The 12,562-nt window shown below is 40.9% G+C and carries 9 protein-coding genes; all 9 read right to left on the bottom strand.

The window, feature by feature from the left end; genetic code table 11:
* Positions 1-262 precede the first annotated feature (262 nt).
* Positions 263-1,207: an ornithine cyclodeaminase family protein gene (locus NLF99_RS12025; RefSeq protein ID WP_254528466.1), complete on the bottom strand. Its 945-nt coding sequence runs from the start codon at positions 1,205-1,207 to the stop codon at positions 263-265.
* Positions 1,208-1,243: 36 nt separating this feature from the next.
* Entirely contained in the window at positions 1,244-3,481 is a 2,238-nt protein-coding gene (locus NLF99_RS12020) for a S9 family peptidase (RefSeq protein WP_254528464.1), read from the bottom strand.
* Entirely contained in the window at positions 3,478-4,893 is a 1,416-nt protein-coding gene (locus tag NLF99_RS12015; protein ID WP_254528462.1) for an APC family permease, read from the bottom strand. Before NLF99_RS12015 ends, NLF99_RS12020 begins: the two co-directional genes overlap by 4 nt.
* Before the next feature lie 16 nt (positions 4,894-4,909).
* On the bottom strand, positions 4,910-6,676 hold the full coding sequence (locus NLF99_RS12010) for a DUF885 family protein (RefSeq protein WP_254528460.1): 1,767 nt from the start codon (positions 6,674-6,676) through the stop codon (positions 4,910-4,912).
* Positions 6,677-6,702: 26 nt separating this feature from the next.
* Positions 6,703-7,962 (bottom strand): FAD-binding oxidoreductase, encoded by a 1,260-nt coding sequence (locus tag NLF99_RS12005; RefSeq protein WP_254528458.1) that lies wholly within the window; start codon positions 7,960-7,962, stop codon positions 6,703-6,705.
* Between the two features lie 22 nt (positions 7,963-7,984).
* Positions 7,985-8,983 (bottom strand): 4-hydroxyproline epimerase, encoded by a 999-nt coding sequence (locus tag NLF99_RS12000; protein WP_254528456.1) that lies wholly within the window; start codon positions 8,981-8,983, stop codon positions 7,985-7,987.
* 4 nt (positions 8,984-8,987) lie between these two features.
* Positions 8,988-10,484: an aldehyde dehydrogenase (NADP(+)) gene (locus NLF99_RS11995; RefSeq protein WP_254528454.1), complete on the bottom strand. Its 1,497-nt coding sequence runs from the start codon at positions 10,482-10,484 to the stop codon at positions 8,988-8,990.
* A gap of 78 nt (positions 10,485-10,562) precedes the next feature.
* Positions 10,563-11,465, bottom strand: a complete 903-nt coding sequence (locus NLF99_RS11990) for a dihydrodipicolinate synthase family protein (protein ID WP_254528452.1) — start codon at positions 11,463-11,465, stop codon at positions 10,563-10,565.
* A gap of 110 nt (positions 11,466-11,575) precedes the next feature.
* Positions 11,576-12,439, bottom strand: coding sequence for an AraC family transcriptional regulator (locus NLF99_RS11985; RefSeq protein ID WP_185211540.1), 864 nt, complete (start codon positions 12,437-12,439; stop codon positions 11,576-11,578).
* Positions 12,440-12,562 lie beyond the last annotated feature (123 nt).

Here is a 12,562-nt window from a genome sequence, read left to right as displayed (position 1 = left end):
AGATAATAAGGAATGCTCTTCAACATGAGGCATATTTTAGCAAGTGTTTATCAATTTTTAACCCTAATTAGAATTATTAACAACAAATCAACATTAACCTACCAATCAGTCAATTAGATAATCAACATATCATTGACCAAATGAAATAATCTAATCAAAAGAGAAATAAAGGGGAAAACTTAGATCGCTCGCTAAACAAAAAGGTCGCTAAAATTTTAGCGACCTTTGAGACTTTATTTTAGATTTATTTTATGTGCAATATTTATTCAGCAACAGCTTCATAAACCATTAATGCCGCTGCCAGATCTTCAATGGCTAATCCAGCAGATTTAAACATGGTGATTTCATCATCATCCTTTCTTGCTGATTTATTTGCTTTACATAGTTCAACCAGATCAGCTTTCACCTCAAGAGGATCCAAGATCCCTGAAGCGATTGGAATGGCCAATTCTCCGGTTTCATGGAGAGCACCTTCTCTGGAATCCACATAAATTGAGCTTTTCCGGATGACCTCATCGTCAGCTTCTCTGGTCTTCGGGGTGTGGGAGCCAATTAAATCCAGATGAACGCCAGGTTTTAACCATGCTCCTTTGATAATTGGTTCCTTTGTAAGCGTTGCACTGGAAATAACGTCAGCCTTTTGTATTGCTTCTTGGAGATTGTTTGCCAAGCTCACATTTGTAAATCCTTGTTCATTTAAACCATTTACCAAGGACTGAGCTTTAGCAGAATTTCTAGCCCAAACTTCTATGTGCTTGTAATTCCTTACGGCCGAATGGGCTTGGGCCAGATGAGCTGCGACACTACCACTTCCGATGATCAGTAAGTTTTCGACATCTTCCCTAGCGAGGTATTTAGCTGCCAAAGCTGAGGCACAGGCCGTCCTCACAGAAGTTAACTTAGTAGCATCCATCTGCGCCAAGGGCATACCTGTTTCAGCATTGAACAAGGTATATAAGGCATGAATGGCTGGCAGATGTTGCTCAGCGTTTTTCGGTGCCACAATCACTTGCTTGCAGCCTAAATATTTGTCAGTCCATGCAGGCATCAGGATCAATGCGTTTTCTGCAGAATCAGGGGTGTTATAAAAATGATGATGTCGAACCGGCATAGTAAATTTGGAAATAAAGATCTTATATAATGCCTCTAACATCTTATCATAATTCAATACTTGATCTATTGTTTCATTGTCAATCGTTCTCATCATTTCTTTCTGTTTTTATAAATTATTTGAGATTAAATATTATAAATATAAGTTCCAAGCAGGAGGTTCCACTCCGAGTAGATTCTTCACGAAGAAGTCTCTCCTTTTCTTTTCGCCATAATCACCACCCGAAGAATGCCCCATCCCCGGCACCATGATCAATTCATGTTCCTTGCCATTTTTGATCAACTGGTTGACCAACTGATAGGTGGAAGCAGGATCTACGTTGTCATCGAGTTCACCGACAATCAACATCAACTTTCCTTCAAGGCGATAGGCATTTTCTATATTCGAACATTCTGCATATTGCGGACCGATTGGCCAGCCCATCCATTGTTCATTCCACCAAATTTTGTCCATACGGTTATCATGACAGCCGCAGGAAGAAACCGCAACTTTATAAAATTCAGGATGGAACAATACAGCGCCAGTTGAGGACTGCCCTCCCGCTGAGGTGCCATAGATACCCACCTTATCGATATCCATGTATGGATATTTCTGGGCAGCAGCTTTCATCCAAGCAATCCGATCTGGAAAACCAGCGTCTTTCAGATTCTTCCAAGCTACATCATGAAAGGCTTTGGAACGGTTTGAAGTTCCCATTCCATCTATCTGAACCACAATAAACCCTAACTCCGCCAATTCATACATGCCAGACAAGCCAGGGGTAAATGATTTAGGAACAAAGGAGCTATGTGGACCAGCGTAGATGTATTCTATAATTGGGTATTTTTTATTGGAATCAAAGTTATTCGGCCTGATAATGACACCCCAGATATCGGTCTTACCATCTCTACCTGCTGTTGAAAACACTTCAGGTGCTTTCCAACCGCTAGCGGTCAGGTCGGATAGATCAGCGGATTCCAGGTCCAGTTCAACCTTGCCTGTTTTTGCATCTCGCAATACTGCTTTGGGAGCTTGATTTACCAAGGAATAGACATCAATGAACTTAGAGAAATCTTTGTTAAAATATCCTTGATGGTTAGCCAGTTCAGGGCTCAGCTCTTTTAATCCATTACCATCTAAACCAATTGAATAATACCGTACTAAATATGGATCTTCATTTTTATTTCCACCACTGCCCTCGAATATGATTTTGCGGTCAGTTTCATTGACATTGATCACTTTCCGAACGACCCAATCCCCTTTGGTAATCTGGTTCTTCACTTTGCCAGTTTCGGCATCAATTAAATATAGATGGTTCCAGCCATCACGCTCGGAAGTCCACACGATTTCATTGGTCTTTTCTAGGTCTTTTCTGTATTTCTTGCCACTATAGTCAATAAAGGTTTTGCTGGTTTCTGAAATGATCGGTTTTGTTTGACCATTTACAGCATTCAGTTCCAATACGTCATAGCGTTGGTGTCCGCGTTGGTTGTATTCAAAGGTAATGGCATTATTATCTGGTCTCCAACGGATGTTGTACAGCGAAAACTGATTTTCAACTTGCTTAGGATCTACTTCCACAACCTGTGCTGTTTCAACATTTACTATGACAGGGTAATATTGCGAAAGGGCATCCCCAGGCTTTGCATAATCTCTATACTGCAATTTTGGTTGCAATTGATCCGTAGGCGATGACTCTAACAAGGTCAATTGCCGGACTTCAGCTTTCCTGACTTTTGTGGTACTCAGCTTTTTCGAATCAGGAGACCAATCGATTCTGGCAGAGTAATAGAGCCCTGGACTTCCATCGAAAGTCATTTGCTTTTCACTCTTTAGATCTGTTTTCTTCCTGACATAGACATTGTTGTTTTTGATATAGGCTAGATAAACCTGATCTGGTGATTCAACAGGATCTCCTTTGCTATCGTCCCATTTTTGCCCCCAGTATCCAGAACTTCTATTGGCGTCATCCAATTCCTTTTGAATAGAAAGTTTATTCTCCACAACATTCCAACGCCAAACTTTTTTCTTTTCCGTGAATTCGATCTCATTGTTGTTGATCGGTTTTAATCCCACAAAATAACTGTTGTTTAGGGGGACAGTTTCTGAAAGTACCTTGGACATCTGCTCGGATACGGCTACAAGATCAATGATTTTTTTGCTCTTTGTCTGTGCATCAAACAAAACCAGGATGCTTTTGTTGTCCTTCTGTTTCAGTTTGTAGACAAAAGACCCTCCATCTTCAGCCCAAGTGATCTGCTGAGGGATATTATAGATCTTTCCAAAATTATTTCGAACCTCTTTTGCTCTTTTATAATCTTCCAAGGTTCCCTGTGCATAGCTGGAAACATGAAGGATAAACAGCAAAAAAGCAGTAATTCTCAATTTCATAGTGACGATTTTTTAGACTTTACAATAAAATAAATCGGTATGCCTAATAATGTAATAATTATTCCCGGCCAAGTAAACTGTGGTTTGTAAAAGACAAGTAACAATATAAAGGATACTCCCAATAGAATATAAATTGCGGGGATTATGGGATATCCCAAAGCTTTGTATGGTCTTGGTAAATCAGGTCTGTTTTTTCTAAGAATAAAAATCCCGATGATGCAAAGGACATAGAAAATAACCACTACACAGGTGATCATATCCAAGAGATCACCATATTTTCCTGTCAGGCACCATAGACAAGCGATAATCCCTTGCAGCCAAAGCGCATAGCTAGGCACTGCATGTTTGTTAAGCTCTTTTGTCTTTTTAAAGAATAAACCATCCTTTGCCATGGAATAATAGATCCTGGCACCGGCCATGATCAGACCATTATTACAACCAAACGTACTTACCATAATCATAATAGCAAGGACCGTGATTCCGATCGGACCAAATATCTCTTGGGCGGCAACCATCGCTACCCTATCCTTAGGAGCACTTGCCATTTCCTCCATTTGAAGGACCCCAGTATACATTAAGTTGGTCAATAGGTAAATTACCGTGACGATAATGGTCCCTAATGCTAAGCTCAAACCTATATTCCTTTGCGGGTTTTTAATCTCACCAGCAACTGCAGATGAAGAGTGCCAGGAGTCACTGCTGAACAAAGCACCAACCAAACCTGCTGAAATAGCTCCTAATCCTGCTAGAAAGGTATAATCAGATTTAGTTCCCTCCACGGCTAAGCGGCTCAGGTTCCAGGTATCGGCACTATTCCAATTGTGATTCCATACTTCTAGATCAAAGGCTGCAAACCCAAACAAGACGGCCAAGACCAAACTCAAGATTTTGATGAGGGTCAATGTTGTCTGCACGACTTTCCCGTTCTGTACGCCTAGGGTATTGATAAAGGTCAGTAAAAGTATTACGCCGATAGCCAGCACCTGTGCCGATGAAATATGATAGGTCCCGATGGTCAGCAAATAGACATCCTCGTCCAAGCTTGGGAACAAATAGGCTGTAAACTTTGCAAATGCAACTCCAACCGCAGCAATGGTAGCGGTCTGGATCACAGCAAAAAAAGTCCAACCAAATGTAAAGCTGACCAATGGGCCATAAGCTTCTTTCAGATAAACATATTGCCCTCCAGCTTTTGGAAACATCGAGCTCAACTCCCCATAACTAATTGCTGCTGCCAAAGTCATAAACCCAGATATCGCCCACACGATCATCAGCCATCCTGCAGAACCTGTATTCCTGGCGATATCTGACGAAACAATGAAAATACCGGATCCAATCATACTACCGGCCACCAACATGGTTGCATCCAATAGGCCCAATGACTTCTTAAACTCCTGTTTGTTTTCTTCCATAATTTAGGTCGCTGGTTTAGAATTTATAGAATTTCCAAGAAGATTGATGGTCAGGGTTCAGGTTTTGATTGGTCAATATAGCCCGCAGCATCTCCATAGGCATATAGTTTTCTTTGATCACACGGTCATGAAAATCTTTATAGGTCATCTTACCTGAGCCTACCATTTCATCGCTGATGCTCAACAATTGCAAACCGCCGATCATATAGGCCAATTGATATAAAGGATCGTAAGAACCTTCAAAGGATCTTTTTACTTCGCCATGGGCATTTGCAGGCTCATGTCCTACTTGATTTACCAAATAATCTATGCATTGTTGTGGAGTCCATTCTCCGATATGGAATTTGATACTGAAGGTTATCCTTGCACAACGGTGCATCCTCCAGAACAGCATCCCTATCCGCTCTTCTGGTGTTTTCGGGAATCCCATTCTATACAATAGCAGCTCCCAATACAAGGTCCAGCCTTCCGTCCAAAAAGGGGTATTGAAGTTCTGTTCTCTATAGGGTTTATACCGGCGGTTCATAAAATACTGTAGATGATGCCCAGGGATCAATTCATGTTGAACGGTTCCTAGGGAGAAATGTGGATTATTTCCACGCATGCTCATCATTTTCTGGTCGTAGGTCATGGTATTGGTTGGATAGGAAATACTGATCTCTCGACCGCCCGTGAAGAACGGATTGACCAACTGACGTTCTGGTGTCATCATGATCATTCCCCAAGTTTCATCCGCCAAGGGTGGAATATCGATCAATTTCTTTTCATTGATAAAGTTCATGGCTTTATCATACAGTTCATTGATCAATTCAGGTTGCTTTCCTTCAGGGACATAAGAGTTCTTTACTTTTTCCTGAGCTTTCTTCCAATCTTCGCCAAAGCCCATCTCCTTGGAAGCCTTCAAAAGTTCTGCAACACACCATTGCCATTCCTTATCAGCAATTTTCAGGAGCTCATCGGCATTATAGGAAATCATTTCATCCTTCAGCATTTTATTTAACACATCCTTGCCAACGCGTTTGCCAGCGATGTTACTGCCATCATCAAAAGCCTTCAAATCTGATTTCGAGGCTATAAGTTCTTTATACTCCTTTAATTTTTCCTGTAATCGATCATGGGATTTTGGAACCCACCAAGAAAACAGGGGTTCATAGCCATTATAGAAGTCGAATGAGCTTTCCAATCTTAATTTAAGAGATTCTAAGATGCTTTCTAAATATTCTACATCTGCAGAAGGAATAGCCTTTACCCCTTCCAATTTCTTAAGTTCTTGATCAACTTGAGATGATGCATTTTCAAAAGCGGTTGCTACCTCCTTTGCATCCACTGCTCCACCACGTCTTCTTTTCTTCTCAAATTCAAGGATGCTATCTGCAAAAGGCAGGTAACCCTTCACACGGTTATATGCGGTTTGATTGGATTTAAGGTCCTCAATATTCCTTTTGATTTTTCTGTTCAGTAAAATATAATCGACCTGACCATTGGTATTGAGTTTTTTATAGTCAAACTGCTGCAGTTTCTTTTCGTAATCCTGATCTAGCAGAAGTAACCTGCCTATTTGTTCAGGAGAAGCTGCCGCACTCTGAAATCCCCAACCTTTCGGCATCGGTCCATAAAAATAATTGATGGCCTGCAGGTCGTTTCTGTATTGTATGATGTAAGGTTCAATGGGAGTGGTATGATCGTACAAGCCACTTTCTTGAGCAAATGTTGTAGCACTAGTCATAGCGATAATTCCAATTCCAATAAATGATTTAAGGTCTATGTTTTTCCGGTTTTTCATAATCATAATTTAGGTAGGTTAAATTGCTACTGGAATCGGTCCGGATTAAAGCCCGAAATATTCGATTCTATCTTTTCATTGGATAAGATCCTTGCTATGCTTTTACCAAAGGCAGGCCCCAAACTTAGGCCCATCATACCTCCGCCCCCGGCAATGCTTACATTGCTGTATTTCTTGGTCCTCCCTAAATAAGGAAGCCCATCTGGCGAACATGGTCTATATCCAAACCATATATCGTTTGGATAGTCAATTTGAATATCAGGATAGTATTTTGGGATAGATTCAACGATTCCTTTAACCCTGTTCTGGTAGATTTTATCATTCGCAGGGCCCAATTCCATGGTACCACTAAATCGAATTTGATTGTTCATTGGTGTAACGGCAACCCTTGCTTCGAGCAAAAGTGCTGCATGATTCATCGAGGTGCCTTCCTCTGGATTGAACATAAAGGAATAGCCTTTACCAGGCATCAGTGGCAATTTCAAGTGTAATTTAGCACCTATCTTGCCCAATGCTGCTCCTCCAGTTACCACAAACTCATCTGCTTGAAAGTTTCCTTTGTTGGTCACTGCGGATTTGATTTTATTTCCACTGGTCTCAAATCCATTAACTTCAGTTGCATAATGAAATTCCACTCCATGATTGACAAGATAGGTTGTCAATTCCTGCATTAATTTAGGTGGATACATAATTCCATCGCACTTATAAAGAATAGCACCCAATGTATCGACCTTTAGGTTCGGTTCTAATTCTTGCACGCCATTCCGATCTAAAACCTGAGTATCTAATCCTAATCGGTTCGCCTTTTCTGCCAATTCTATTTCCTCATGCTCGACATCTTTTGATTTGTACATCATCAAAATGCCGTTCTGCCTCAGCTCAAAGTCAAGACCTTCTTCTGTAGCTAACTGATCATATAACTTACTGCTTTCCAGATTCAAATCACGGATTGCTTCAGCATTCCTTTCTACATGCTTCTCATTGGCATATTTTAGAAATTTCAGTCCCCAGTCGATCAACCCGAGGTTCAATGATGGCCTAACATAAAACGGGCTCTTACTGTTCAGCATCCATTTTACTCCTTGGGCTACCATTCCAGGTGCTGCCAAAGGTGTAAAATGACTTGGAACAATCATGCCCGCATTGCCATAGGAACAATTGTTCTTGCCAATGTCCTTCTCCAAGACAGTGACTTGCCAACCATCTTTTAATAAATAATATGCTGTTGATAGACCTGCAATCCCAGCCCCGATAATAACTACATTTCCTTTATGGTTTTTTGACACTTTATTTAATGGTTATCGTGAATTACATAACTTGAAATCCTTCTTTATACGGGTCCATATCATCTATGATGATCTGACTATATCCCGTAATGATTGCCCACCCTTCTACTGATGGAACGATGGCAGCATGACCCGCCAATTGGGTCTCTTCCTCAATCCGCCCAATAAATTGCGAGCCTATATAACTTTCATGGACAAATTCATCTCCTGGCTTTAATTTCCCTTTTGCATACCATTGCGCCATGCGAGCTGAAGTCCCTGTTCCACAAGGTGAGCGATCGAGAGCATTCTCACCTACCAATACCGCATTTCTACCTGTAGAGTTCTCCTTGGTCGGTTTCCCGGTCCATTGAATATGGCTCAAACCATAAATATTTTCATTCTCAGGATGGATAAATTCATACTTCTCATTCAACAGGGAACGGATCAACTTGCCATAATGGATCAATTGGCTAGCGGAGAAATCACTGATATCCCTAAAGTTCTTCTGAGGATCTACAATCGCATAAAAATTACCTCCGTATGCAACATCAGCAACAATCTCCCCTAAATCCGGACAGTCCACTGTCAATTCTGATTTATATAAAAAGGATTTCACATTGGTCAACTTTACTGTTTTGACCTTTGGGCCTTCCTGCACATAATCAATCAAGATCAATCCTGCAGGAGTTTCCAATCTAAGCTTTCCCGGCACTTTCGGAATCACCAATCCTTCCTCTATGGCTATGGTAACAGTTCCAATGGTCCCATGGCCACACATCGGCAAGCAACCACTGGTTTCTATATAGAGTACACCCGTATCATTATTAGGGTCGATAGGTGGATAAAGAATGCTACCACTCATCATATCATGGCCTCTAGGCTCAAACATCAACCCTTTTCTGATCCAATCATACTCCTCCATAAAATGGAGCCTGCGTTCCATCATGGAATTCCCGTTCAAATATGGACCACCTCCAGCTACTAACCGCACAGGGCAACCGCAGGTATGGGAATCAATACAAAAAAATGTTTTCTTCATCTATCTATTGGTTTGCATTTATGGAATCCTTAGTACTCGTACCATCCACAAGGCGATTGATCGCAAGGGGATTGCCATTTTTCAGTTCAGCTGGAAGAAACTGATCTGGCCAGTTCTGAAATGCCAATGGACGTAAAAACCGCTTAATGGAATCAGGTCCTACCGAGGTAAACCTTGGATCTGTACTCGAAGGGAAAGGCCCGCCATGCTGCATCGCATACACGACCTCAACCCCGGTTGGCATTCCATTGAACAATAGCCTTCCGGCCTTATCTTTTATGATGTTTAATATCGTCTTATTTTCTTCAGCATCTTTTTCCGTTCCAGCAATAGTTATCGTCAATTGTCCTTTTAGGTTTCTTGCGATTTTCTCTACTTCTGAAATGGAATCTGCTTCTATCAATAATCCAAACGGACCGAAAACTTCCTCAGCCAAAACTTCATTGGTCAAGAAATTCGCTGCGGAGGTCAAGGCTACCCTTGGTCGGCCCTGGCCAGATTCAGCAATAGAATTCGACTCTGAAAGTATAGCAACCTCAGCTTGACTGCTCAATAGATCCTTGTTTTTCTCAAAATGTGAATAGATCCCTTGATTCAGCATATGGGCTGAATTGATCGCGGCAATCGCATCATGCAGGCTCGATTTAAATCGCTCCAATGCTTCCCCTTTCACCGCAATGAACAATCCTGGATTGGTACAAAACTGCCCTACTCCCAAGGTTAAGGATGATGCGTATTCCTTTGCCAAAGCTTCTGCTTTCTCCTCCAATATATTCCCGAAGGCAAATACTGGATTGATGCTTCCCATTTCCGCAAAGACAGGAATGGGTTCTTCCCTCTGGTTCGCAATATCAAACAGGGCTTTTCCTCCCCAATAGGAACCGGTAAAACCCACCGCTTTAATACCTTGCTGAGCAACCAAATAAGCGCCTATCTTCTCTTTGGCACCTTCAACTTCATTGCCAAGGATATGGTTGAAGACACCCTCAGGCCATCCAAATTCCTTTACGACTTCCGTGATTGCCTTGGCCATAACCGTAGAGGTTTTCTCGTGCCCCGAATGACCTTTTACAATGACTGGGCATCCTGCAGCTAGGGCACTTGCGGTATCTCCACCTGCGGTTGAAAAAGCAAAAGGAAAGTTGCTAGCCCCAAATACAACCACTGGCCCAATGCCTAGATTGTATTTGCGAATATCATTCTTTCCTTTTTCTGGATTTGCTAAGTCAATCCTCGCCTCACTGTACAGGCCATTGGAAATCGCATTTGCATAACTGCGCCATTGCCAGACGGTCCTTGCCTTCTCGCCCTCCAAACGAGGAAAAGGTAAGGAAGTCTCCTGATTTGCTGTCTCGATCAATTCCGTCCCTATACTTTCAATTCGATCTGCTACAGCATGCATAAACTTGGCCCGATCTCTAACCGTAGTGGACTTTAAAAATTGATACGCCTCAACAGCCAGCTCTACACATTTATCTAAGTATTCTTTTTTTTGGTTCATATTCAATTGGGATTACTATTAAAGGGACATAAAGCTGTAAGACCAATTTTATGTCCCAAAGAATGCACTTCTTCCGATTTAATTCAAAACCGGACGACTTGCAATGCCATCAGCAATTATCTTGTTTATTCTTGTCGCTTCTTCACCTACCAAAGGCAACCTTGGCGCACGAACATGCGGTGTACAGATTCCTTCAGCTGTAGCAGCTAATTTGATGTACTGGATAAGTTTTGGATGGATATCCAACTCTAACAATGGCATAAACCATCTATAGATTTCAATGGCTTTTTCAATTTCACCATCCAGGGCATAATTGTACATTGCCATGGTTTCTCTTGGAAAAGCATCAACCAATCCTGCGACCAATCCATCGGCACCAAGGAGTACTGTTTCCAATGAAATAGTATCTACACCACCCAAAACCTTAAAGCGATCGCCAAACTTATTCTTCATTCTGGTAATGTTTGACAAGTCTCTGGTTGATTCTTTCACCGCTTGAATACTTGGGTAATCCTTCAATTCTTCAAACATGCTCAATGAAACGTAGGTCGCATAATCAACAGGGTTATTGTAAATTAAGATAGGTAGGTCAGTCGCGCTGGCAACAGCCTTAAAGTATTCTACCACTTCACGGTCATCTGCTTTATAACGCATTGGAGGCAGTAACATCAAACCATCCGCGCCAAGTTCCTTTGCTTTTTTTGCAAAGTCAACCGCATTTTTGGTCGTATTTTCCGCAATATTCAGAATTAGTGGAATTCTTCCAGCAACAACTTTTTTCGCATAAGAGAGCAATTCAAATTTTTCATCATTGTCTAGTACAGCAGCATCTCCCAGAGTTCCCGCAATAATGATCCCATGAACACCCGCAGAAATCTGCGCCTCCGTGTTTTTGGCAAACATTTCAAAATCAATTTCTCCATTCTCCTTAAATGGAGTCAAAACAGCAGGATAAATTCCTTTCCAATTTAATTGAGCCATAGTAAGTTTTCTTGTTTTAAATTATAATTGTATAACCAAAACTAGCCACTTAATAGCTCCTCGCCTAACCGCCTTTTAATATTTGTTTACTGAATTTTAACCTTTTCTATTTATTGATATAAAAAGTTCTTGTAGTTTAATGCATATTCCTTGGGTGAGGTGCCGATAACACTCCGAAATACTCGATTGAAATTGGTGATGCTGTTAAATCCACTGCTGTAAGCTATAATGGAAACACAATCATATTTATCATTACCTAATAAACGACAGGCTTCACGAACCCGGATTTCATTTAAATAGGATACAAAAGTCTTTCCCGTGCATTTCTTGAAATATCTACAGAATGCCTGTGGGGTTAGGTTTGCCTTTTCTGCCACATCACATAAGGAAATGTTCTCTTTAAAATTTTCCTCAATAAACCTACATAAAGAATTGATCTTGAAACCACCAAAGGCATCTGTTTCATAATGAGAAACCCCTGAAAGTGGCGTCAAATCAGCAGAGACCATATTTAACGATTTTAACAGATAAAAGAAGTTCACCAATTGGTCCATCCTATCAGATCGTTTCAAAACCTCGATTCTTCTCCGTATCGGAGCTAAATGCTGTTTTGGAACCTGAAAACCTCTACAGTTATTGCTGATGAATTCCATTAATACGCTCAACTCAGGCAAATTTAACAAATTAAGCAAGGCGCCCTCTAGATTGAAAAATACGGAAACAGACCTTATCCCTTCTGAACTTTGGTCATTCTTGAAAACATGAGCTTGATTGGAACCAACCAAAAAGATATCACCCTGTTGAAAATTATGAAGATTGTCATCAACCAACAGTTGACCGCTACCAGCTACAATCATAATAATCTGATACTCAACATGACGATGCATATACGGATAAAACTTATCTAATATGTCTTCCTGCACAAATACCGTCCTATCCTTAGGAACTGGTACATTATATTGTATTGGTTTCATAATTTAAAAAGTTTATAAATGTCAATTTAACACTAAATATAATTATAAAGAGGTCATTCAGCAAAATATTTAACAGGAATGGCTAAGAATTGGCCATATAAAGCTAAAATCCGGCAATCTTAA

It is taken from the genome of Sphingobacterium sp. LZ11T8 (genome assembly GCF_024261425.1).
In the GTDB taxonomy this organism is placed as follows: domain Bacteria; phylum Bacteroidota; class Bacteroidia; order Sphingobacteriales; family Sphingobacteriaceae; genus Sphingobacterium.
Note: the sequence above shows the minus strand (reverse complement) of the source record. Positions and strands in the feature narration are given on the sequence as shown.

Excerpts from the sequence above, each read along its gene's own strand:
- NLF99_RS11985 (WP_185211540.1), bottom strand. The coding sequence starts at position 12,439 with ATGAAACCAATACAATATAATGTACCAGTTCCTAAGGATAGGACGGTA.
- NLF99_RS12025 (WP_254528466.1), bottom strand. The coding sequence starts at position 1,207 with ATGATGAGAACGATTGACAATGAAACAATAGATCAAGTATTGAATTAT.
- NLF99_RS12020 (WP_254528464.1), bottom strand. The coding sequence starts at position 3,481 with ATGAAATTGAGAATTACTGCTTTTTTGCTGTTTATCCTTCATGTTTCC.
- NLF99_RS12010 (WP_254528460.1), bottom strand. The coding sequence starts at position 6,676 with ATGAAAAACCGGAAAAACATAGACCTTAAATCATTTATTGGAATTGGA.
- NLF99_RS12015 (WP_254528462.1), bottom strand. The coding sequence starts at position 4,893 with ATGGAAGAAAACAAACAGGAGTTTAAGAAGTCATTGGGCCTATTGGAT.
- NLF99_RS12000 (WP_254528456.1), bottom strand. The coding sequence starts at position 8,983 with ATGAAGAAAACATTTTTTTGTATTGATTCCCATACCTGCGGTTGCCCT.
- NLF99_RS11990 (WP_254528452.1), bottom strand. The coding sequence starts at position 11,465 with ATGGCTCAATTAAATTGGAAAGGAATTTATCCTGCTGTTTTGACTCCA.
- NLF99_RS11995 (WP_254528454.1), bottom strand. The coding sequence starts at position 10,484 with ATGAACCAAAAAAAAGAATACTTAGATAAATGTGTAGAGCTGGCTGTT.